Origin of the sequence: Vibrio sp. MMG023, from assembly GCF_021654215.1 — a bacterium.
Lineage (GTDB): Bacteria > Pseudomonadota > Gammaproteobacteria > Enterobacterales > Vibrionaceae > Vibrio > Vibrio jasicida.
In genome coordinates this window covers 241,621-265,203 of sequence record NZ_JAKFZP010000002.1, presented here as the reverse complement: position 1 = coordinate 265,203, position 23,583 = coordinate 241,621, and the positions used below count along the sequence as shown (strand labels likewise).

The window sequence follows — 23,583 nt, the reverse complement described above, 5'->3', positions numbered from 1 at the left end:
TAACAGGAGTAGATTTCTCGTTATTTGATTGAATACACAAACAAACATGTTTATACGTGATGCTTGTCACGGGGATTTATCAATTCACTTCACAATTACTTCGCAAAGTAAAAAAATTATCCCGTTATAGAATTTCGGAGTGCAAGATGTACATGGCTCAACCGGGCCATATTGATCATATCAAACAGGTCAATGCTGGTCGTGTATACAAACTAATTGACCTGAAGGGTCCAATTTCTCGAATCGATTTATCCAAGAAAAGTGAGCTTGCACCTGCGAGTATCACTAAGATCACTCGAGAGTTGATTGAAGCACATCTGATTCATGAAACTACCGTGCAAGAGGCGACCAGTCGTGGCCGTCCAGCGGTAGGTTTGCAAGTCAATAATGAAGGCTGGCAATTCTTATCGATGCGTTTAGGGCGAGGGTATTTGACCATTGCTTTGCATGAACTTGGTGGGGATGTGCTTATCGATACCAAAATCGATATCCACGAGCGCGATCAAGATGATGTTTTGGAACGCTTACTCTACGAAATTGATGAATTCTTTCAAACGTACGCCGATCAACTTGATCGTGTGACTAGTATTGCTATCACGTTGCCTGGTCTGGTGAACTCAGAGCAGGGTATTGTGCTGCAAATGCCGCATTACAATGTTGAGAACCTTGCTCTAGGACCTGAGATCTACAAAGCAACAGGTTTACCAGTGTTTATTGCCAACGATACACGTGCGTGGGCATTGGCTGAGAAGCTGTTTGGTCACTCACAAGAGAACGATAACTCGGTTCTGATTTCGATTCACCACGGCTTAGGGGCCGGTATCATCTTAGATGGGCGTGTCCTACAGGGCCGTCATGGTAACATTGGTGAACTTGGCCATATTCAAATTGATCCGAATGGTAAACGTTGTCACTGTGGTAACATTGGTTGCTTAGAGACCGTTGCGAGTTCACAAGCTATTCGTGAAGAAGTGGTGACTCGTATTGCTGATGGCGAACCCTCAATTCTTGCTGATCAGGAAGAAATGAGCATCGAAAGTATTTGTGAGGCGGCGGCAAATGGCGATCCTTTGGCTGTCGATGTTATCGAGAAGCTTGGTCGTTACTTGGGATCTGCAATTGCTATTGTGATCAACTTGTTTAACCCAGAGAAGATTTTGATTGGTGGGGTAATCAACCAAGCGAAAGAGGTGCTTTATCCTGCCGTTCGCCGCTGCATTGAAGAGCAGAGTTTACCGGTCTACCACCAAGATCTTGAGCTGGTGGAATCTCGTTTCTACAAACAAGCGACCATGCCGGGTGCCGCGCTTATCAAACAAGCGTTGTATGATGGTCAGTTACTGATGAAGGTAATTGAAGGCTAATTTCTCGTATTGTTGTGGCGTAGTTTTAAAGGGTGAGCTTTAAGAGTTCACCCTTTTTTGATCGCCAATTTGATGCAAAGCGCCAATCTGAGCTTTGCTTCATTGCTATATCAATAGCATTAATGTAATTTCCCTAAGTAATGTAAAACACTCATACAAAAGTTTTACTTTGTTGTTTCAGCACGGTTTTCTTTAAAGAGTGAAGGATAGTTATTCAGAGTTAGGTAGTGGTATGTCCGGAGTGTTAAATACAGTGGATCAGCGTACGAATCTAGTGGGTGAGAACCGACTGGAGCTTTTGCTGTTCACATTAAATAGTCGCCAGTTATTTGCGATCAACGTTTTCAAAGTGAAAGAGGTGATCAAACTGCCGCCACTGACCAAGCTACCTGGTTCACACTACAATATTCGTGGTGTCGCTTCTCTCCGTGGTGAAGCAGTACCTGTGATTGATTTGCGTGGTTCAATTGGCTTTCCCCCTTTGCGTGGTGAAGCGGAAGAAGAAAACCTGATCATCACGGAATATAACCGCTCAGTTCAAGGCTTCCTTGTTGGGCCTGTACGAAACATCATCAATACAGCTTGGACCGAAATTCAGCCTCCACCTTCCACATCTGGTCGCTCTAACTACCTCACGGCAATTACCCAAGTGAAAGAAGGGGATAGCTCTCAAATCGTCGAAATCATCGATGTAGAAAAGGTGTTAGCGGAAATCATCCATTACGATGTCACGATTTCTGAAGGCGTGTTAGACCACGAACTTGCTCAAGCTATGATTGGTCGTAATGTGCTGATTGTGGATGACTCCTCAACAGCTCGTAACCAAGTACGTGATACCTTGTCTCAATTAGGTTTGAATATTATTGAGTGCCGAGATGGCCTTGAAGCATTGACGGTATTAAAACGTTGGTGTGACGAAGGTAAAGATGTCGCGAACGAGTTACTGATGATGATTACTGATGCTGAAATGCCAGAAATGGATGGCTATCGACTGACGCATGAAGTCCGTAGTGATCCGAGAATGTCCAAACTGTTCATCACGCTAAATACTTCTTTAAGTGGGAGTTTTAATGAAGCCATGGTGCAAAAGGTGGGCTGTGACCGCTTTATATCTAAGTTCCAACCAGATCTTCTTGTTGAAGTCGCACAAGAACGTTTGCGTCAGGTGGTTTAGGTTATCCAAGGTATAATTATCTTGTTACAAACTCATTCATAAGTTTTTATGATGTCTGCTTCATGAGTTGCTATACTTTACTTACATATTTTTTACAGTGAAATATGTCAGGTATATCACGTTACTTTTCACCTACGAGTCAACTCGACTCATCAGTATAGGGTACTTCCTTTTAATGATATGGCTAACATCTAAAGTTATTATGACTTTATCTTTGTTACTGTATAGGGAATACAAGAAAAAACGTACGGAAGCGGAAGCTGATGACTAATTTCAGCGGAATTGAAAAGGGAGGGTCGACCTCCCTTTATTTTATTCAGTTTACCCTGTGTCAATCTGTCTCTATTCTCATTTCTTTAATGAAAATCCCGCGATTTATTTTGCAGTCCCGCAAGGTGTTGAGTGCAATCAATGAGCCTACCTGCAATGATGTGCGTGACTTCTCCCTCTCTTTCTAAAATTCCTTTTACCATTAACACCTTTGAGGTGAGATAAGCTTGTTTCTGCGCGCGCGCTGTTGCTCGCCACACAACCACATTAATGTTACCAGTGTCGTCTTCTAACGTGAAAAAGGTGACGCCAGCTGCAGTGCCTGGGGATTGCCTGCCTGTGACGACACCGACAACCGTCACCAAGGACTTGTGCTCTTTTTCTACGAGCTGTTTCATACGAGTAAAGCGTGGTAGTTTGCCAGCTTCCTCCAGTAGGGTAATTGGGTGACGGCTAAGTGATAACCCTGTACTGGCATAATCTTCAATGAGATTTTCGTACTCAGAAGGCTGAGGTTGATAGCTCACCTCAGGCTCTTCAATTTGATTAAATAAGGGCAAGTCTGATAACGAATCCATAGCTGACCAACGTGCGTTATATCGGTTACCTGAGAGTATTTGAAAAGCATTCGCAGAAGCTAATAACTCAATATCACGACGACTTCTCAGAATTTGTTTTACCTCTTGGATAGAACGATAACCATGAGTTGGGCGGTGTTCAACCAAGCGGATAGCGTTTTCTTCATTGAGGCTTTTGACTAACCGCAAGCCTAGTTGGATACCAAGGCGTCCATTGGGGCGTTTTACCAAGTGGTGCTGGTAGTGTGAGTGGTTCACGCAAGTAGGCAGTACTTCCACTCCGTGTCGACGTGCATCCTGAACCAGCTGTGAAGGGCTATAAAAGCCCATGGGTTGGCTATTCAGTAGCGAAGTATAGAATTCAGCGGGATAGTAGAACTTTAGCCATGCAGAGCAATAAGCCAGTACCGCGAAAGAGGCGGAATGGCTCTCAGGAAAACCATACTCACCAAAGCCACAAATCTGATCAAAGATACGTTCGGCAAACTCAAGATCGTAGCCGTGTTCAAGCATCCCATCGATAAGCTTTGGTTTGAACTTAGCGAGATCGCCGTTCTTCTTCCATGCTGCCATTGCTCTACGCAATTGATCCGCTTCACCGCCGCTAAAACCAGCCGCGACCATTGCCAACTTGATCACTTGTTCTTGGAAAATCGGTACGCCCATGGTGCGCTCTAGTACGTTTTTCACTTCTTCCGATGGGTAGCTGATCGGTTCTTCACCATTTCGTCTTTTTAAAAACGGGTGCACCATATCTCCTTGGATTGGGCCCGGACGAACAATGGCAATCTGCACGACTAAGTCGTAGTAACGTGCAGGTTTTAAGCGTGGCAGCATGCTCATCTGCGCGCGAGACTCAATCTGGAATACGCCAACAGTATCGGCTTTTTGGATCATGCGGTATACGTGCGGATCGTCTTGCAGGCGCGTGATCTCGGCAATCGACAGGGATCGCTGGTGGTGCTTCTCGACTAATTGAAAGCATTTACGGATCGCGTTCAACATGCCAAGTGCAAGTACATCGACTTTCAATAGCTTTAAGCTTTCTAAATCATCTTTATCCCATTGAATAATGGTGCGATCTTCCATCGAGGCATTCTCGACAGGCACCAGTTCATATAAAGGGCCAGATGAAATCACAAAGCCGCCGACATGCTGAGATAAATGGCGCGGGAATCCGATGATCTCATTCACCAACTGGATAAACTGCTGGCCTTTTAATGACTCTGGTTGTAACCCCAATTCGATGATTTGCGCTTGCCAACCTTGGCTACGATCACGGCGATTGACGTTTTTGATGAAGAAGTCTAGCTGAGTTTCTTCAATCCCCAGTGCTTTACCCACTTCACGCACGGCACTTTTAAAGCGATAGCTGATCACGGTGGCCGCCAAAGCGGCACGCTCGCGCCCGTACTTTTTGTAGATGTATTGAATCACTTCTTCACGACGCTCGTGCTCGAAATCCACATCGATATCTGGCGGCTCGTCTCGCTCTTTACTAATAAAACGCTCGAATAAGACAGAGATTTGCCTCGGGTCAACCGCGGTGATTTCTAAGCAGTAGCACACTACGGAGTTAGCCGCGGATCCACGTCCTTGATAGAGGATGCCTTGCTGCTTAGCGAACATCACAATGTCGTGAATGGTTAGAAAATAATAATGGTACTCTAGCTCTTTAATGAGTGTGAGTTCACGCTCAATCGTTTGATTGATGTCTGTTGGAACCCCTTCGGGAAAGCGTCGTTGCTTACCTCGATCAACTAAAAAACGTAAGTAAGAGTCTGGTGTGTAACCATCTGGAATGAGTTCGGCTGGGTATTCGTATTTCAGGTCAGACAGCTCGAATTCGCACAAATCTGCGATGGTTTTGCTTTCTGCAAGCCACTCTGGTTTATAGATGCGGAGTAGCTTATTCATTGGGCGCAACGCTCTTTCTGCATTGGATAGGCGATCAAAACCAAGTTTATCGACATTGCATCCATGCTTAACGGCAGTGAGTACGTGCTGTAGAGGTAGGCGTTCGACAGCATGCATCAAAACACCACCACAAGCGGTAATAGGAAGCTGAAATTCATTAGCCAATAACTCACAATGAGTTGTGTATGCTTCATCACTTCCACTGAGGTGGCGTTGAATCGCGACCCATAATCGTTCGGAATGGTGTTGATTAAGCCAACGTCCCCAGTAGTGATCACTTTCCTGATGTGCAGGTAACCACAGCACGAAACAGTGACGAATCGACATTAAATCCCATTCGGAAAGTTGGTAGCTGCCTTTCTCGCTGCGTCTTCTTGAATTGGTGATGATACGGCACAGCTCAGCGTAGGCTTTTCGACAAGGGCAAAGCAGCACGACTTGGCATTCCTCGTTCAACCAAAACATGCTGCCGACGATTTGTTTAATATCAAGCTTGTGCTGTTTAATGGTCGCGTACGCTTTGACGACACCGGCAACAGAGCATTCATCAGTAATCGCAATAGCTTGATAACGATAAAAAGCGGCTTGCAGTACTAACTCTTCCGCATGAGAAGCCCCAGTGAGAAAGGAAAAATTGGACTGACAAAATAGTTCTGCGTAACTCATAACAACCTAACAAAAATAACTGCCGATTTAACAAAAATAGCCATGAAGAAACCAATGCTTGTGTTGATCGCGAAAGACCCATAACCAGCGCCCTTGCTTGGTATGTGCTACGTAGTAATCACGCATGATTTCATCGCCATCCCACCATCCAGAGACAATTCGCTCTGGTCCATGAATGAGAGATACTTGCTCTTGTAGCGCGATAGGTTCGGGTAATTGCATCGCTGGGCGTAACAACGCAGGGATGGTGTTAATCGACACATCCGGCTCATCGGCTGGGCGATACTGACTGGCTTTCTCAGGTCTTGGGTCGCAGGCGATATTCGGTTTGAGTACTGCGCTTTTACCCAATTTAGCTTGCAGTAGAGAGAGCAACTCTAATGCATTCATTTGGCCCTTTTGCCCAGCAAAGAGATCACGAGTTGCGCTTAAAGGCTCTCCTTGACGGACGATTTTTAACGTTAAGCCCATCACTGGGCCGTTTAAGGTCAATGATTCTAGATTCAAACTGGCGAGTTGTTGCCAACGCTGATATAAGTAATCGCCCTGCGCTGAAGTCAATTGAAGATGTTGTTCTTGCTTATCTCGCTGGTGGAGCGTCAAGCACAGCTCAAACGCGACTTTATCGCGCAGCTTGAGGAAGGTTTCGAGCTGCTGAAGGAGCTTGGCTAACGGTCTTTCCACCCATTGCACGTTTTCAATTTCAAACAGCAATTCTAGATAGACTTGGAATGATTCCGTTGGATGATAAAAATCAACAGGATGTTTGAACTGGCCTGTTAACCGCCCAACGTAGTTGACTAAATCGATATCAAATCGGCGAGCAATATCTTGTAACGGCAACTCAAGCAAACCTTCGAGGGTTGTAACTCCAACGCGCTGTAGCTTATCGACAGTGGAGGTCGACAAATCGGTCAATGTCAGTGGCAAAGGTTGTAACGCTTGTAGCATGAAGGCTTTATCTTCACTCAAACAATTACTGCCAGATAAGGCCATCAATTTGGCTGAAAAGGGTGAAAAGCCGCTGCCGAACTGAAAGCTCAGCTTGAGCGTTGCTAGGTGAGTCGTGACTTTTTGCCAGTAATTTTGCAGCCCTTCATATAAGTTAAGCATCGGGGTTGCGCGTAGTAGAACCCCTTGGCTTGGCATCAATACGACATCAGACGTAATCAAATACAGCCATTGAGCAATTTCTTGTAACTTGCTCAATTCGGTTTGCGGATGATAAGGATGCACTTGCAAATCTCGGCACAAAGAAGCCGCGCTACCCAAGCCCATATTTGGCTTAATGCCTTGTTGCTCGGCAATCTCGTTGTATTGAATGATCCGACAACGTTGGCTTTCTACAATCACCATGGGCTGCTCTTGGTTATCACCAAAGAGTGCATCTAACTGTAGGCGAGGGAAGTGCAAGTATATCCACAAAGCCATATCACTAACCTTGATTCGCCAATGGGAAATTGACCACCGTGGATGGAATACGAGTTGTGCTTGGAATCACCAGTTGCGGGTAGTGGTGCTGGAAGTTGATATCGACGCTGCCTTTGCTCCAACCGCCTTTTCTTTTGAGCACTTCTACACTCACACCTTGCTCGTGACCGTGAAGTTTTAAGCTGAGTGACACAGGCAAAGACAAGCGATTTGCCATGTTAGGTTTGAGCATAAACAGAGGGCAAGCGCCTTGCTCACTTGCCACTTGCAGGCGTTTTACTTGGTGGATCTCTAGTTCATCTTGCCATAGCAAAACGTTAGTACATACGCCGCTTTTGAGGCATTGCTCTGCTGCCCATAAGGCATCGCGTTGATGTTCCGGTGTGACAACCCATACTTGGTTGATGTCCAACCCAATGCTGTGTAGGAACAATGAATTCATCAATGCGGGAGGCTGAATGAATGCCGTTACTCCTCTTGCCAGAGATGCTTTTAAATAAGGCGCTAAAAGACGCAATTCACCAATACTGCCAACGGACTCCATTTCCACGACGCCATGGGGAGGAAAACCGCCCCCAAGCAAGGTATCTAACTCAGGAAAACCTGAGCTATGGAGAGTCTGGTGTGTATCAGCTTTGGTTAAATTTGCTTGCCAAACAAGATGTTGGCTTTTTAAATTCTGGATAATGTCTTGCATAATAAAATACCTGTATATATGCACAGTATATTTCTGTGATGGAAAGTCGCAAGATTTTTATAGGCAGAAATACGAAAAAAGGCAGCGTTTGCTGCCTTTTCAATCGATTATGCGAGGTCGTGAGAATTTATCACTTACGCTTTGGTTGTGCGTCAATACACTGACCGTTGATATCAGTGACGGCTGGATCCATTAAATGCAGGTACAACGGCATAATATCTAAAGGTGTTTTTAATGTATTTGAATCTTCACCAGGGTAGGCTTTTTCACGCATACGAGTACGAGTTGCACCGGGGTTAATGGCATTAACTCGCATTGGTGTGTCACTCAGTTCGTCGGCGAGAACCTGCATCATGCCTTCGACGGCAAATTTAGAAATAGCATACGAACCCCAGAAAGCGCGGCCTGAATGGCCAACCGTTGAAGAGGTAAAGACAATACGACCAGCATCTGATTTGCGCATGATAGGCAGCAGTGCCTGAGTCATCAAGACTTCTGCTTTCACGTTAATCTGCATGATGTCGTCAAAGTCTTCTTCATTGATTTGCTCAAACGGGCACAGCGTGCTTAAAACGCCAGCGTTGTGCAGCAGGCCATCCAAACGACCAAATTGACCTTCGATGGTTTCTGCCATATCGATGTAGTGCTGCTTAGTTGCGCCTTTTAGATCAAGTGGAATGATCGCGGGTTGAGGGTAACCTGCAGATTCGATTTCATCGTAGATGGATTCAAGGTTTTGAACGTTTCGACCAAGTAGAATCACAGTCGCACCGTGCTGAGCGTAAGAAAGTGCCGCTTGGCGACCAATACCATTGCCTGCACCAGTGACAAGAATGACTTTACCTTTTAGGGCATCTGCTGAAACGGAGTAGTTCACGGTAGTTAATCCTTATTATTGTATCTAATTCCGACGAACAGACGTCATCTTGGTGTAGAAATGCGCCTGTTTCTCAATGGAAAATCTTGGTAATCGTGACAAGTTGGTTACAATACACCAATTCATGTGTTATACCAATTCCAGAACGGTTGTCCGGTATGTTATTTGAACACCATCAATCAGAACAAGAGGTTACCGATTTTCTTGCCTTCTCTCTGATTTTTCTACGTAACATATTGATGACTATTACTGGTATGAGATAGAGGAACTCTCATTGGAATTTTTATTAGATTATGGTCTGTTTTTAGCCAAGATTGTTACCGTTGTTGCGGCCGTGGTTGTGCTGCTGATTATTGCAAAATCGGCGGGTGGTAAATCGGGTGCTGCGAAAGGCGAATTGGAAGTCACCAATCTTTCTGAGCGTCATAAAGATGCAATCGAACAGTTAGAACATCACCTGCACGATGACGCTTTCATCAAAGCTCGTGATAAAGCGGCTAAGAAGGAAGAGAAAGAAAAGAACAAATCTCGTGAGAAAGAAATCAAACAAGCGAGCAAAGAAGGTTCTCTTGATAGCAAGCGCGAACCGCATCTGTTCGTGTTGGACTTCAACGGAAGTATTGATGCAAAAGAAGTGGGCTCTCTACGTGAAGAGATCACTGCAGTATTAGCAGTAGCTCGTGAAGGCGATGAAGTGCTGCTTCGTCTAGAGTCTGGTGGTGGTATGGTCCATGGCTATGGCTTAGCATCTTCTCAACTTGATCGAATCAAAGCTGCAGGTCTGCCTCTGACGATTTCTGTCGACAAAGTGGCAGCAAGTGGTGGCTACATGATGGCATGTGTGGCAGACAAGATTGTGTCTGCGCCGTTTGCGATTGTAGGTTCTATCGGCGTTATCGCGCAGATCCCTAACTTCAACAAACTGTTGAAAAAACACGATATCGAATATGAGCAGCTAACAGCTGGTGAGTACAAGCGTACACTAACGATGTTTGGTGAGAACACCGACAAAGCGCGTGATAAGTTCAAACAAGAACTTGAAGAAACACACGTACTGTTCAAAGATTTCATCAGTGAACGTCGCCCAGCGCTAGAACTTGAAAAAGTCGCAACCGGTGAGCACTGGTTTGGTACGCAAGCGAAAGAGCTAGGACTGGTAGATGAAATCAGCACTTCCGACGATCTAGTTGTTGCAGCATGCAAAGAGAAAACCGTACTAGCAGTGCATTACGTGCAAAAGAAAAAACTGGCAGACAAGCTTGCCGGTGTTGCAAGTAAAGTGGCTGATAGTGTCGTACTTAAACTTGCAGAACGCGGTCAAAAGCCAATTGTGTAATGCTTAAGAAGTAACAAAAAAACCAACTGTTTAGTTGGTTTTTTTGTCTCCGCTGAGGGTTGTTAGTTCAGCTCTAACCGTTATTGTTTCAGTTCTAATTGATAGAAGCTTGCTTGAGCATAATCACCCGCTTCCATGCCGCGCCATTCACAGTCTGAACTGCTTTTCTTCGTATTACATTGGTTGTAAGCACCGGCTTTGTAATACATCCAATCGTTACCATAGCCTTGGTCTACTTCATGACCTTGGTATTTGCCTTTTGCTAGATTCACATCAAATGTCTTAGTGACTTCATTTTTCTCACCAGGGTTCTTAGTGAAAGTCAGGTGCATGATGTCACCTTCCACATTCACGCTGTATGAGAAGATTTCACCCAGTTTGATGCCGTCTTGTGGGTCTGCATCGCCTTTACGTAAGTTGTATTGTCCGAACACGTTGTGGCGGATGTCTTGGCGAAGTTTCTTACCATTTTCATCTTTCGCGTCTTGAAGTTCTTTGGTTGGGTTTAACTCGTAGTTCCACGAAAGAGAGCCGTATTCATGCTCAGGCAGTTTTCGGTAAGAAATCTTTAAAGGCTCATTGTCAGAGCCATGAATTTGGCCAATCACGACAGCGAATGCGCCATTCTTTTTGTAGTTGCCACTTGTACTTACTTGGTCAACAGATAGGGTCGCGTTTAGCTCGCCACCAATCGCACCATACTCAGCAGCATTTGGGTGAGAAGCGACGACAAAGTTGTTTTTTGGCTCACCGTAGTGCGTAGCAAGCATGGCACGAAGTTCACTACGGGTGTTCTTACTATTAGGAGTGGTCGGTGCTTCATTTGGTGCAACAAAAACCACGGCGCCTGTTTCTTTGTTGGTATAGAACCACTCAGGGTGAACATAAGGGTTTTCTGTATTGCCCAGCTCATCTTTGGCTATTTCTAATGCTTTACCTTTGCGTTCACCTTCTTTAGTTAGTTCAGGCAAGGTAATTTTCCAATTCGTCATATCAAAGTTTTGAGCTGGAGCCTTTGTCGGATCTAGCTCATATTTGTTCGCTAATTCATTAGACGAAGTCGCAGCCATAGCAGACGCAGAGGCAATGCTGGCAGCAAGAAAAGTAAGCGCTAATTTCTTCATATGGTGTTCTCAATTTTTATAGGGTCGTCGATAAGATGATTTAATATACAATAATATTGTATTACTAATGTGTGATCGGGTCGGAAAAATGAAACTTAGAGAAAATCCGCCATTTGGTATTGCGTTTTAAAGAGAAAAAATCAGAAGAGAGAAAACGGCAAATTCTGAACCGGGGAGAGGGCAAAGAAATGGTATCCTGAGGCTATTAGGTATATACTCCCGCACCGTAAAATTAAGAATGAAATGAATTTGGGTGGAAGCACCGAAATTCGCACATCAACGTGGAGAAAAACATGTCCTCTCAAACTCCGGTTGTTACCGTAGATGGACCTAGTGGTGCAGGTAAAGGCACTTTATGTATGTTGCTGGCGAAGAAGTTGGGCTTTCATCTTCTTGATTCTGGCGCAATTTATCGTGTACTTGCACTCGCAGCGATTCACCACGGCGTAGACACTGAGTCAGAAGATGCGCTTGTTCCACTTGCTACTCATCTAGACGTTCAGTTTGTTGCTGAAGGTGACCTAGTAAAAGTGATTCTAGAAGGCGAAGACGTCTCTGGTGAGCTTCGTAAAGAAGAAACGGGGATGGCGGCGTCTAAAGTAGCAGCTCTGCCACGCGTTCGTGAAGCATTATTGCGCCGTCAGCGTGCATTTGAGACCGCTCCGGGTCTGGTTGCTGATGGCCGTGATATGGGTACGGTCGTATTCACGAATGCACAAGCGAAAATTTTCCTTGATGCGAGCGCAGAAGAGCGTGCAAATCGACGCCTTAAACAGTTGCAAGAGAAAGGGTTAGATGTTAGATTTGCTGACCTTTTGAGCGAGATCCAAGAGCGTGACGATCGCGATCGTAACCGCCCAGTGGCACCACTACGCCCTGCAGAGGATGCGCTTGTGCTAGATTCTACGTCGATGAGTATCGACGAAGTAGTAGAAAAGGCACTACAATATATCGAATCGAAGCTAGCTGAGTAATAACACTCGGCTAGACTAAGAGCGTTGGTCGCAAGGATGATGACTGGCGAATTTAATAACCCCATGCGGTAGGATACCCGTGGACGTTTAATTTATTGAAGATTAAATAAATGACTGAATCTTTTGCTCAACTCTTTGAAGAGTTTCTAAACGAAACAGAATTCCAACAAGGCAGCATCGTTAAAGGTACTGTAGTAGCTATCGAGAACGGTTTCGTTCTTGTTGACGCTGGTCTTAAGTCTGAATCTGCTATCCCTGCTGAACAGTTCAAGAACGCTGCTGGCGAACTTGAAGTTGAAGTTGGTGCTGAAGTAGACGTAGCTCTAGACGCTGTTGAAGATGGTTTCGGTGAAACTCAACTTTCTCGTGAGAAAGCTAAGCGTCACGAAGCTTGGATCGTTCTTGAGAAAGCTTACGAAGAAGCTGAAACTGTTGTTGGTATCATCAACGGTAAAGTTAAAGGCGGTTTCACTGTTGAACTAAACGGTATCCGTGCTTTCCTTCCTGGCTCTCTAGTAGACGTACGTCCAATCCGCGACACTGCTCACCTAGAAAACAAAGAGCTAGAGTTCAAAGTTATCAAACTTGACCAAAAACGTAACAACGTAGTTGTTTCACGTCGTGCAGTTATCGAATCTGAGAACAGCGTTGAGCGTGACGAGCTTCTAGAAACTCTACAAGAAGGTTCTGAAGTTAAAGGTATCGTTAAGAACCTTACTGACTACGGTGCGTTCGTTGACCTAGGTGGCGTTGACGGTCTTCTACATATCACAGATATGGCTTGGAAGCGCGTTAAGCACCCATCTGAAATCGTTAACGTTGGTGACGAGATCCAAGTTAAAGTTCTTAAGTTCGACCGTGAGCGTACTCGCGTATCACTAGGTCTTAAGCAACTAGGCGAAGATCCATGGGTAGCAATCGCTAAGCGTTACCCAGAAGGTCACAAACTAACTGGTCGCGTAACTAACCTAACTGACTACGGCTGCTTCGTTGAAATCGAAGAAGGCGTTGAAGGTCTAGTACACGTTTCAGAAATGGATTGGACTAACAAGAACATCCACCCATCTAAAGTTGTTAATGTTGGCGACGAAGTTGAGGTTATGGTTCTTGAGATCGACGAAGAACGTCGTCGTATTTCTCTAGGTCTGAAACAGTGTAAAGCTAACCCATGGCAGTCATTCGCTGAAGCACAAGCTAAAGGCGACAAAGTTACTGGTAAGATCAAGTCTATCACTGACTTCGGTATCTTCATCGGTCTAGAAGGCGGCATCGACGGTCTAGTTCACCTATCTGACATTTCTTGGAATGTTGCTGGCGAAGAAGCTGTACGTGAGTACAAGAAAGGCGACGAGATCTCTGCAGTTGTTCTAGCAGTAGACGCTGAGCGTGAGCGCATTTCTCTAGGCGTTAAGCAAATGGAAAACGACCCATTCAATGCTTACGTTGCTGACAACAAGAAAGGTGTTCTAGTTAACGCTACTGTAACTGCTGTTGACGCTAAAGGCGCTACAGTTGAAATCGCAGAAGGCGTTGAAGGTTACATCCGTGCTTCTGAAGTATCACGCGATCGCGTAGAAGATGCTTCTCTAATCCTAAGTGCTGGTGATGTTGTTGAAGCGAAGTTCACAGGTGTAGACCGTAAGAACCGCGTAATCAACCTATCTATCAAAGCTAAAGATGAAGCTGATGAGCAAGAAGCAATGGCATCTATCAACAAGCAAGACGAAGCTGCTTTTGGTAATGCAATGGCTGACGCTTTCAAAGCTGCTAAAGGCGAATAATTTACTCGCTTAAGCTAAAAAGGGGCCGCAAGGCTCCTTTTTTATGCTTGCTATAAACTAAGTAGTAATACTAATGTTGATAAACTATGCTAAAAAAAGACATTTTTTGATTGCACATTTTGTGTAAAAATTGTCTAGAATTGATAGCAAGTGTTTGTTGGAATTAGTATTACTTACTATAATGAGTGATAAAGATACTCAAAGAGGGCAACTATGACTAAGTCTGAACTGATTGAAAGACTCTGCGCTGAGCAAACACATTTATCAGCGAAAGAGGTAGAAGATGCTGTAAAAGATATTTTAGAGCACATGGCCTCTACACTAGAGACCGGTGACCGTATTGAGATCCGTGGCTTTGGTAGTTTTTCTCTTCATTACCGCGAGCCTCGCGTAGGTCGCAACCCTAAAACGGGCGACAAGGTGGAGTTAGAGGGTAAATACGTTCCTCACTTCAAACCAGGCAAAGAGCTTCGTGAACGCGTAAATATGGATAGCTAAGGCTCTCTTATTAGTTTGAAAAAGCGGCATACTCTCGTGTATGCCGCTTTTTTATAACTAGATTATTGGTAATATACATGGTCTGAAGAAACATTTTACTGCATAATCTTACCTACTTACTCCTCGAAGGGTGATGTAACATGAAAATTATAAAAATCATTGCTGTTTTAGCTCTCTTTTTAATTGCACTGGCTTTAGGTTCTCAAAACCAAGAGATCGTAACCTTTAATTATCTTCTGGCGAAAGGTGAGTTCCACTTATCAACCCTGCTGGGTGTAGTGTTTGTCGTTGGTTTTGGCATAGCATGGGTTATCTTTGCTAGCATTCAGTTCAAAACTCAACTGCAAGTGCGTCGTCTGAAAAAGAAACTTAAAAAGTATGAGCCCGCTGAAGCAGAACAACCTGCAAAACCAGCAGTAGAAAAACAGGCATAAGGATAAGGCTTAACTTTAATGCTTGAACTACTCTTCTTGTTATTGCCAATAGCCGCCGCCTATGGTTGGTACATGGGCCACCGTAGCGCTCAGCAAGACAAGCAGAAGCAATCTCATCAGATATCCCGTCAGTATGTGACGGGTCTTAACCTGCTCCTATCTGATCAATCAGATAAGGCGGTTGACCACTTCATTGAATTGCTCCAAGTTGATAACGAAACGATAGATACTCACCTAGCGTTGGGTAATCTTTTTCGTTCTCGTGGTGAAGTCGACCGAGCAATTCGAATCCACCAAAATCTCATTTCTCGTTCTGGCCTCACGCTAGACCAGAAAAATCTCGCGCTTCAACAGCTCGCTAAAGATTACATGGCTTCTGGTTTCTTAGACCGTGCAGAAAAAATCTTTGAACAGTTAGTGGAAGAGCCAGACCATCGTGAAAGTGCACTTCAGCAACTTGTCACCATCTACCAACAAACGCGTGAGTGGGAAAAAGCCATTCATTACGCAAACCAGTTGGCGAAGATGGGTAAGAAGCGCACTCGTATTCGTGCCAACATTGCACATTTCTGGTGCGAGTTAGCCATGCTTGACCAAGCTGATGGTAACACCAGTAAAGCGATTCAACATTTCAAGAAAGCACTGTCAGAAGACCCTAAATGTGTTCGTGCGAGTATTGCCCTTGGCCGGGTGTATTTAGAGTCAGAAGATTACAAACACACCATCAAGTACCTGACAGGCGTGCTTGAGCAAGATAAAGACTTTATTAGTGATGTCCTACCAACGATTGCTGAGTGTTATCACCATTTAGGTCAGGAAGATGAACTCGTAGAATTCTTACGTGCCTGTATCGATAAAAAGGCGGGTGTATCGTCCGAATTAATGTTGGCGCAACTTGTCGCGCATCATGAGAGCGTTGGTGCCGCGCAAGAGCTGTTGACGAAACAACTACTGAAAAACCCAACGATGAAAGGCTTCTACCGCCTTATCGACTACCATATTGCTGAAGCAGAAGATGGCCGTGCGAAAGACAGCTTATCGACGCTACAAGCGATGGTTGGTGAACAGTTAAAAGTTAAACCGCATTACCGATGCAGGAAATGTGGTTTCTCCACCCATTCTCTTTACTGGCATTGTCCATCATGTAAAGGATGGGGGACGATCAAGCCAATCCGAGGATTGGACGGTGAATAGTTTTAATGCAGCTGGCAGAGTTTCTGTCCGCTGCATTTTTTTGACCTTTATTTAATAAGAACCAAAAACAGTTAGGAGATGAAATGATCGACCAAAAAGTTATTGTCGCACTGGATTATGATAACCAAGCAGATGCGCTTGCGTTTGTGGATAGAATTGATCCTGCGTCATGTCGCCTAAAAGTAGGCAAGGAAATGTTTACGCTATTTGGTCCTGATTTCGTACGTGAGCTTCATCAACGTGGTTTCTCTGTATTTCTAGACCTGAAGTTTCACGATATCCCGAATACGTGTTCAAAAGCAGTTCGCGCTGCGGCTGAACTGGGTGTATGGATGGTGAACGTGCACGCGAGTGGTGGTGAACGCATGATGGCGGCATCACGTGAAATTCTTGAGCCTTACGGTAAAGACCGTCCGTTGCTGATTGGTGTGACGGTATTGACCAGTATGGAGCAAAGCGACCTTGCTGGTATTGGCTTGGACGTTGCGCCTCAAGAGCAAGTGATTCGTCTAGCTACGCTGACTAAAAACTCTGGCCTTGATGGTGTGGTATGTTCAGCGCAAGAGTCTTCTTTGCTTAAGAGTGAATTAGGTAAAGAGTTCAAGTTAGTGACACCTGGTATTCGTCCAGCAGGCTCTGAGCAAGGTGATCAACGCCGTATCATGACGCCAGTCGATGCAATTCAAGCAGGCTCTGATTACTTAGTGATTGGCCGTCCAATTACTCAAGCGACAGATCCAGCGGCTGTGCTTAAATCTATCAACGAAAGTTTGGCGAATATGTAAACATTGTTGAAATGGAAGATGGAAAGGTGAAGTGAAAGTGCTTCACCTTTTTTGTTTTTTTAACACAGAAAATCTGAGGTGTAAGCTTGAATTGAATATCGCCGGATAGTGTTAGATTAGGCGATAGGACTGCTACGATCACACTTTGGTAACATAACTCGCTGTGATGATGTGAAATTGCAAGCATGTGTTATGGATGGGTTGCGTTACAAATGTGTAACGAATACTATGAGGTTGATGCATTCACTGCGTTGTAAGGTCTAGGATGACCTCGTGAAACTCTCTGATATTAATACGTAAAGTGGACAGGAATTCACTTGGTATTAGCGCTTATTATTTCCTTTACTGTGCCTTGGCATAGCCTCTCCGAGATTCACTTGTTGTCGCTCCATCAGTCTTACCGCGTAAACACAACAAGGAAGAATACAATGATAAAAACCCTGCCATTTGCAGCACTGGCAACCTTGATGGCAACCAGCTTTCAAGTTAGCGCAGCTGAGCTACCAGCAGAGGTAGAATGGATTTCAAACAATAATGAGCCTCTGTTTGCTTCAGAAGAAGCGGTACGAGGTGGAACATACCGTACTTTTATTCGAAGCTTCCCTCAAACGTTACGCAGTGTTGGTCCTGATGCGAACTCTGGTCTTCGCCAATACTTAATGGATGGCACTCCTAAACTCGCTCAGCGCCATCCTGATACGGGTAAATGGATTCCCCAACTTGCTAAGGAATGGGCATTTGGCGATGACAACAAAACCGTTTATTTCAAGTTAGATGAGACGGCAAGATGGTCCGATGGTGAGAAGATAACCGCCGATGATTACGTGTTTATGATGAAGTACTACACGTCAGAAGACATCATTGATCCGTGGTACAACGATTTCTTTAAAACAAGCATTGTAAGCGTAGAGAAAATCGATGACTACACCATCCAAGTAAACCTTGCTGTGGAACAGAGCCAAGATGCTTTGATGGTTCTGATCAACATGCCAAGTAATGGTTTTCAGCCTCGCCCAGAGCACTTTTTTGAAGGGGAAAAAGATGAAAACAAAGATGGTATGCCGGACAACTTTGTTCGTAAGTTCAACTTCAAATCAGAGCCTACCGCGGCACCTTATTACATTGATAAAGTGAAGAAAGGTAAGAGCGTGACGTTTAAACACGTTGGTGAAGATTGGTGGGGTTATAACAACCGTTACTATAAAAATCGTTACAATGTAGACAAGGTTCGTATTACCGTGATTCGTGATGAAGACATCGCAATGAAGCACTTCGAGAAGGGCAATTTAGACTACTTCGAGATGGTGTTACCTAACTTCTGGCATGATAAAACAGACAGTGAAGTGTACAAGAAAGGCTATGTACAAAAATACTGGGGCTTCAACCAGTCGCCTCAGGGGGCGGGTGGTCTGTGGATGAACACGGCAATGCCGATGCTAGACAACTTAGAAGTGCGTAAAGGTGTGATGGCAGCAACAGACTACGACGGTATGATCGCAAACATAATGCGTGGTGACTACTCTCGTAAGCCACATGGTCTTGGTTTTGGCCACGGTGAGTATGATGATCCAAGCAACACACCACCGAAGTTTGATGCTGCAGAGGCAGTAAAACATTTCGAGAAAGCCGGCTTTGATAAAATTGGTTCGGATGGTATCCGCGTCAATGATAAAGGTGAGCGTTTGAGTTTTGCGATTACCTACGGTTACAACTCACACACTCCACGTATTGCGTACTTAAAAGAGCAAGCGAAGTTGGCAGGTTTGGAGTTTACCTTAAACCTTGTTGATGGTTCTTCGGCGTTTAAATACATTCTGGAGAAGAAGCACCAACTAGCATTTTTGAATATGGGCTCTGGTGAGATCCCTGCGTACTGGGAATACTTCCACTCAGATAATGCGAATAAGCCTCAAACTAATGCACATACAAACTACAGCAGCCCAGAGCTAGATAAGCTAATTGAAGCGTATGATAATGAGTTTGAACAACAAAAACGCTACGACTTGTCTCGTCAGATCCAAAAATACATCGGTGATGCAAACGTCATTGTTCCTGGTTACATGGTCCCTTACACACGTGATGCCCATTGGCGTTGGGTTAAGATTCCTAAGAATGGGATGACAAAAAATACCGAATGGATTTTGCACCCAATGGATATTTCAAACTTCTGGATTGATAAGTCTGTGAAGAAAGAAACAGAGAAAGCGATGAAGGCGGGCAAATCGTTCCCTGAAGTGACGGTTATCGACGACCGTTACAAGCTGTCATCGAACTAGTTGTTAGATAGCAAACAACAAAAAGCCCCGAAACTCGATTGTGTCGGGGCTTTTTTATTCTTGAGGCATTTAGCTTACTAGGTAAGAAGCTTCCAGCAAGTAAGTCTTAACGTCACCAAGTGAAGCAAATTCTTTGTCGATAGCTTTAAAACGTTCATCAATAGAGTCCGTCGCCACGATTTGGCTAAAGGCTTTTACCGAGAAAGTTTCGTTAGACTTAAAAAACTGATGCACGTTTTCCAATTGAACTTTGTGGATGTGCTCCACCTTGCTTAATGCGGTGGTTAGATCTGAAATGTTAATCGACATTGCTGCTCAAGCGCCTTATCTATTGACCATGGGGTCATATGATTGGGTTTTATAGTTTTCGCTAAGGGTATCTCATGCAATGTGTCTCAAATATGATTGAGATCAGGGAGGGAGCATTTATTGTACATATCCGTCGGTAGGCGGGGGGCATTGGTGCTTATTTGCCGCAGTGACCATGAGACTGACGACATAACTCTTCTAGCCATTTGAGCTGGTATCTTCTCAACCTTTTTGGTGCAAAGTATTTGGTAAGCCAAGTCATGCCACCACGCTGCGTGCTTTCGGTGACAATACTGCAACCGGTTTTGGTTGGTTCCAACACCCACGCGTGATACATATCAACGCCGCCTTTTTTCCCTTTCCAAGCCAAGCGCTGATGCTGTGTGTATTCCACAACCGTACAATGAAAGTCGAGCCAAGAGGCTTTCCAACGAAACATGGTGTTTTTGCACAATGTACTGTCACCACTTAGGATCTGAACCATGGTTTTTCCGTCTCGCCACGCAGGCCATTCATGAGCACGAACTAAGTGTTGCCAAACAACCTCGGGAGGTTCAGGGATTTCGATTTGGCTACGCACATGAATATGAGAATGTTTGGGATGATAATAATCCGGCCAGATAACTTCCGATTTGTTCATCTAAGCAACACCTTATGACACTCGTTCTTATTAGCTTAGGAGAATCCGGTACGAAGTGCCGAAACACTTCGCCCTAAAGTGATTAAAAGTACAAACCAAGACCGATTAAGAAGCCATGCGAGGCGGTATCGTATTCAAAGGTTCCTTCGTTTACGTAATCCACCCAAGTGGATTTGTAAGCGAGGTTAACGTCCGACCAATCATTAATGTGGTAACGCAAACCAAATTGGGTCGCATAGGTAAAGTTGGTGTCTTTACCTAAACCGGCATCCAAGCTGGCATGAAAGCGCCAATCTTTGGTTAGGTCATTGATCCATCGAACACCCATTAGAAAATCAACCCAGTCTTCTTTGATGTTGAGTCTATCCACCAGAATACGGTTATCGTTGCGGTAAACCTTGCCCTTGATGTCGTTATCCCACCAACGTAAGCCAAACATGTAATCGATCATACCGAATGAGTAGGTTTCACGCTGAAATGCTTTTGCTTCGAGAACGCCTTGGCGGATTTCCAAATCAGCACGATAACTGACACTCGGGAGAATACCTGACAGGTTATTTACGTCACCACTGAGGTCCATAAAACTGTAATCGATGTAGTAACCCCATTTGTTTTGATATACCCCTTCAAGCCTTGCCATAGCGCCAATGTCGAGATGATCCATGATGAACTTTGGATCGACATCGAGACTGGAAGAGAAGTTACCCATGGTGGTATCACCATTGATATTTAAGGCGAGCATGTAGATCTCGACACTGTGTTGCCAGTCGCTTGGTGGGGATTGCGTATCTTCTGCTATTGCGTTTGGCGCCACTGCAAGCGAGGAAATGAGGGCGATAGAAGGGAAGGTCATCTTAGCCATATCAACGTCCGTGTTTGTAATCGTTATTAAATGAGTTGCACAAAATTAGCGTAGAGCATGGATTGCAGTAATTCAAAATCTCAGGTTTATGGATAACTTTCTTTTCAATTCAGCGTGATAGCGATTCCCTATGATCGAGCTAAGATCTTTTTTGTAAATAGCTCTAGACCGACCGGTTTGTATTATGTATTCTTTGACCATCGAAGAACGTGGTAATGCGTTCAACATTCAACGTCGATGGAATGATATTTGACGGAGAATCCCAGATGAAAATCGAAAACGTCCTGCTATCTGGTTTGTGTATTTTGGCGCCTTTATTAATGTTTGCTTAAAGACACACAGGCTTCATCAAGCCTCTTTCAAAAAACCATTAGCTATGCAACTTGTTTAATTTGTTAATTTAACTACGCTGTATGTGAAACAGCGAATCAGGAGACGTCATGAAAATTCAAAGTATTTTTCTTCTCTTAGCTGCGGCAGGTCTTACCCCGATTGCACTTTCTTATGGTTTTTCACCGGTTGACTCGCTCTCATTTTTATTTGGGATTGATGCATCCTCGGTGAATGTTAGCCACATTTTCCGAGCGGTCATGGGATTGTATTTAGCGCTCTCTATGTTTTGGGTAATGGGGGCGATGAGCACCAAATATCGTCTACCTGCACTGTATAGCTTGGTCATTTTTATGTGGGGCTTAGCGATGGGAAGGCTCTTGAGTTTGCTAGTAGACGGAATGCCGCATTGGTTGTTAGTCGTGTATCTATTTTTGGAGTTCGGCTTTGGCTTAGTGGGGCTGAAGATGATCAGAAAAGAAGAGCAAACTGCATAAGGAAAATCTATGAAAGGGATACTTCGTCGTATAGCGCTAGGATTAGCTTCATTGGCGTCCTTCGCTGTAACCGCAGCGCAGGACCAACCCAATATCTTCGTGATATTTACTGATGATATTGGTGTATCTAACGTCAGCGCTTATCACCGAGGGTTGATGAGTAGCCAGACGCCAAACATCGATAGCATTGCTGAAAAAGGCATGTTACTTACCGATTATTACGCCCAGCCATCTTGTACTGCTGGGCGTTCTGCTTTTTTAACTGGGCAATTACCGGTAAGAACAGGTATGCACACTGTCGGCCTACCTGGTGGTCCTGTTGGGCTTAACCAAAATACTCCAACTCTACCTGAGTTACTTAAAGAGCTTGGCTACGTTACGGGGCAGTTTGGAAAAAACCATTTAGGTGACCGCGATGAGTTTCTTCCAACCATGCACGGCTTTGACGAGTATTGGGGTTGGCTTTACCACCTAAACGCAATGGAATACACTGAAGACCCTGATTGGCCAAAAGATGAAGCTTTCCAGAAGTTTGCGCCACGTAATGTGATTCATGCAAAAGCCGATGGAAAAGGCGGTCAGTCGATTAAAGATGATGGCGCTCTCACCATTGAGCGAATGCGTACTCTTGACGATGAGGTCAACAAGCGTGCGATCGATTTTATTGAGCGTGCGGTGAAGGCCGAAAAACCTTTCTTTACTTGGTACTGCCCATCAAGAGGTCATGTATGGACGCATCTCTCTCCAAAATATGAAGCGATGCTTGGTACTAACGGTTGGGGATTGCAAGAGGTCGTAATGAAAGACCTCGATGACCACGTTGGAGAAATGCTTGCGAAGCTTGAAGAGCTCGGCGTTGCTGACAACACCATAGTGATCTTCACCGCCGATAATGGGCCTGAGATCATGACATGGCCAGACGGTGGTATGACGCCATTCCATGGTGAGAAAGGCACAACATGGGAGGGTGGGGTTAGAGCCCCTTTCTTGATCAGTTGGCCTGAAAAAATCCCAGCTAATAAAGTCAGCAACGGTATGTTTGATGGGATGGATCTGTTACCGACGTTGGTCGAAGCTGCTGGTGGCCCTGCTGATTTAAAACAGCAAATGCTGAAAGGTTACAAAGGCCACAAAGCGCACCTTGATGGCTACAACCAAATGGAAATGCTAACCAACAACGGCAAATCTAATCGCAATGAAATCTTTTACTATGAGCGTGATAAACTGCAAGCCGTTCGTGTGGGAGATTGGAAAGCGCATTTTGTGGTACAAAACCACGGTTGGAGTGGTCCGAAAGAAGAGTTGAATGCGCCACTGTTATTCAACCTACGCCAAGATCCTTATGAGCGAGCGGAAGAAGAATCCGGTATGTACTTAAAATGGATGGGGCAGAAAATGTGGGCCTTTGGTCCTGCCCAAGCCGCAGTTCAGCAGCATTTGGAAACCTTCAAAAAGTGGCCTCCAGTGACACCAGAAACACCTGCAGAAACCGTCGGTGGGGTCGGGAATTAGCATTACCCATCTAATAAACACAAAGCCAGCGAAATGCTGGCTTTGTTGTCTTTATCT

The 23,583-nt window shown here is 44.7% G+C and carries 20 protein-coding genes; 12 read left to right on the top strand and 8 right to left on the bottom strand.

What is annotated here, in order from left to right; translation table 11 throughout:
• Positions 1–146 precede the first annotated feature (146 nt).
• Both L1076_RS06280 and L1076_RS06275 read left to right on the top strand, forming a co-directional pair.
• Positions 147–1,364 (top strand): ROK family protein, encoded by a 1,218-nt coding sequence (locus L1076_RS06280; RefSeq protein ID WP_038869476.1) that lies wholly within the window; start codon positions 147–149, stop codon positions 1,362–1,364.
• A gap of 232 nt (positions 1,365–1,596) precedes the next feature.
• Positions 1,597–2,538, top strand: a complete 942-nt coding sequence (locus tag L1076_RS06275; RefSeq protein ID WP_038869478.1) for a chemotaxis protein CheV — start codon at positions 1,597–1,599, stop codon at positions 2,536–2,538.
• Between the two features lie 356 nt (positions 2,539–2,894).
• Here the strand turns inward: L1076_RS06275 and L1076_RS06270 are convergent, their stop codons facing one another.
• The 4 genes from L1076_RS06270 to L1076_RS06255 form a co-directional block, all read right to left on the bottom strand.
• The gene (locus L1076_RS06270) at positions 2,895–5,969 is read right to left on the bottom strand and encodes an error-prone DNA polymerase (protein WP_237303385.1); all 3,075 of its coding nucleotides are present in this window, start codon (positions 5,967–5,969) and stop codon (positions 2,895–2,897) included.
• Positions 5,970–5,996: 27 nt separating this feature from the next.
• Complete coding sequence (locus L1076_RS06265) at positions 5,997–7,400, bottom strand: DNA polymerase Y family protein (RefSeq protein ID WP_237303384.1); 1,404 nt, start codon at positions 7,398–7,400, stop codon at positions 5,997–5,999.
• A gap of 4 nt (positions 7,401–7,404) precedes the next feature.
• Positions 7,405–8,097, bottom strand: coding sequence for a translesion DNA synthesis-associated protein ImuA (imuA, locus tag L1076_RS06260; RefSeq protein ID WP_039977036.1), 693 nt, complete (start codon positions 8,095–8,097; stop codon positions 7,405–7,407).
• A 130-nt stretch (positions 8,098–8,227) separates the two neighbouring features.
• Positions 8,228–8,974: a YciK family oxidoreductase gene (locus L1076_RS06255; RefSeq protein WP_039977035.1), complete on the bottom strand. Its 747-nt coding sequence runs from the start codon at positions 8,972–8,974 to the stop codon at positions 8,228–8,230.
• A gap of 274 nt (positions 8,975–9,248) precedes the next feature.
• Between L1076_RS06255 and sohB the strand changes: the two genes are divergently transcribed.
• Positions 9,249–10,310, top strand: coding sequence for a protease SohB (gene sohB / locus L1076_RS06250; RefSeq protein WP_005439550.1), 1,062 nt, complete (start codon positions 9,249–9,251; stop codon positions 10,308–10,310).
• Positions 10,311–10,390: 80 nt separating this feature from the next.
• Here the strand turns inward: sohB and L1076_RS06245 are convergent, their stop codons facing one another.
• The gene (locus tag L1076_RS06245) at positions 10,391–11,434 is read right to left on the bottom strand and encodes a polysaccharide lyase family 7 protein (protein ID WP_237303383.1); all 1,044 of its coding nucleotides are present in this window, start codon (positions 11,432–11,434) and stop codon (positions 10,391–10,393) included.
• Positions 11,435–11,727: 293 nt separating this feature from the next.
• Between L1076_RS06245 and cmk the strand changes: the two genes are divergently transcribed.
• From cmk to L1076_RS06210, 7 genes are all read left to right on the top strand, one after another.
• Positions 11,728–12,408, top strand: a complete 681-nt coding sequence (gene cmk / locus L1076_RS06240; protein WP_038881643.1) for a (d)CMP kinase — start codon at positions 11,728–11,730, stop codon at positions 12,406–12,408.
• Between the two features lie 110 nt (positions 12,409–12,518).
• On the top strand, positions 12,519–14,189 hold the full coding sequence (gene rpsA, locus L1076_RS06235) for a 30S ribosomal protein S1 (protein WP_005533588.1): 1,671 nt from the start codon (positions 12,519–12,521) through the stop codon (positions 14,187–14,189).
• 213 nt (positions 14,190–14,402) lie between these two features.
• A complete protein-coding gene (gene ihfB, locus L1076_RS06230) occupies positions 14,403–14,687 on the top strand; it encodes an integration host factor subunit beta (RefSeq protein WP_038869491.1) in 285 nt (94 codons plus the stop codon).
• A gap of 140 nt (positions 14,688–14,827) precedes the next feature.
• Entirely contained in the window at positions 14,828–15,121 is a 294-nt protein-coding gene (locus L1076_RS06225; protein ID WP_038869494.1) for a lipopolysaccharide assembly protein LapA domain-containing protein, read from the top strand.
• A gap of 18 nt (positions 15,122–15,139) precedes the next feature.
• Positions 15,140–16,315, top strand: a complete 1,176-nt coding sequence (gene lapB / locus L1076_RS06220; protein ID WP_005431114.1) for a lipopolysaccharide assembly protein LapB — start codon at positions 15,140–15,142, stop codon at positions 16,313–16,315.
• Positions 16,316–16,398: 83 nt separating this feature from the next.
• Positions 16,399–17,100, top strand: coding sequence for an orotidine-5'-phosphate decarboxylase (gene pyrF / locus L1076_RS06215; protein ID WP_237303382.1), 702 nt, complete (start codon positions 16,399–16,401; stop codon positions 17,098–17,100).
• 428 nt (positions 17,101–17,528) lie between these two features.
• Positions 17,529–19,376 (top strand): extracellular solute-binding protein, encoded by a 1,848-nt coding sequence (locus L1076_RS06210; RefSeq protein WP_039977033.1) that lies wholly within the window; start codon positions 17,529–17,531, stop codon positions 19,374–19,376.
• Between the two features lie 69 nt (positions 19,377–19,445).
• Here the strand turns inward: L1076_RS06210 and L1076_RS06205 are convergent, their stop codons facing one another.
• The 3 genes from L1076_RS06205 to L1076_RS06195 all read right to left on the bottom strand — a co-directional run bounded on the left by L1076_RS06205 (position 19,446) and on the right by L1076_RS06195 (position 21,187).
• Positions 19,446–19,685, bottom strand: a complete 240-nt coding sequence (locus L1076_RS06205; RefSeq protein WP_042604030.1) for a hypothetical protein — start codon at positions 19,683–19,685, stop codon at positions 19,446–19,448.
• Between the two features lie 157 nt (positions 19,686–19,842).
• A complete protein-coding gene (locus L1076_RS06200) occupies positions 19,843–20,325 on the bottom strand; it encodes an SRPBCC domain-containing protein (RefSeq protein WP_054756739.1) in 483 nt (160 codons plus the stop codon).
• 82 nt (positions 20,326–20,407) lie between these two features.
• The gene (locus L1076_RS06195; RefSeq protein WP_237303381.1) at positions 20,408–21,187 is read right to left on the bottom strand and encodes a hypothetical protein; all 780 of its coding nucleotides are present in this window, start codon (positions 21,185–21,187) and stop codon (positions 20,408–20,410) included.
• Between the two features lie 440 nt (positions 21,188–21,627).
• On the opposite strand from L1076_RS06195, the gene L1076_RS06190 reads away from it, so the two are divergent.
• Positions 21,628–22,014 (top strand): DUF4345 domain-containing protein, encoded by a 387-nt coding sequence (locus tag L1076_RS06190; RefSeq protein ID WP_042604029.1) that lies wholly within the window; start codon positions 21,628–21,630, stop codon positions 22,012–22,014.
• Positions 22,015–22,023: 9 nt separating this feature from the next.
• On the top strand, positions 22,024–23,526 hold the full coding sequence (locus tag L1076_RS06185; RefSeq protein WP_104035580.1) for an arylsulfatase: 1,503 nt from the start codon (positions 22,024–22,026) through the stop codon (positions 23,524–23,526).
• The last annotated feature ends 57 nt before the right edge of the window (positions 23,527–23,583 follow it).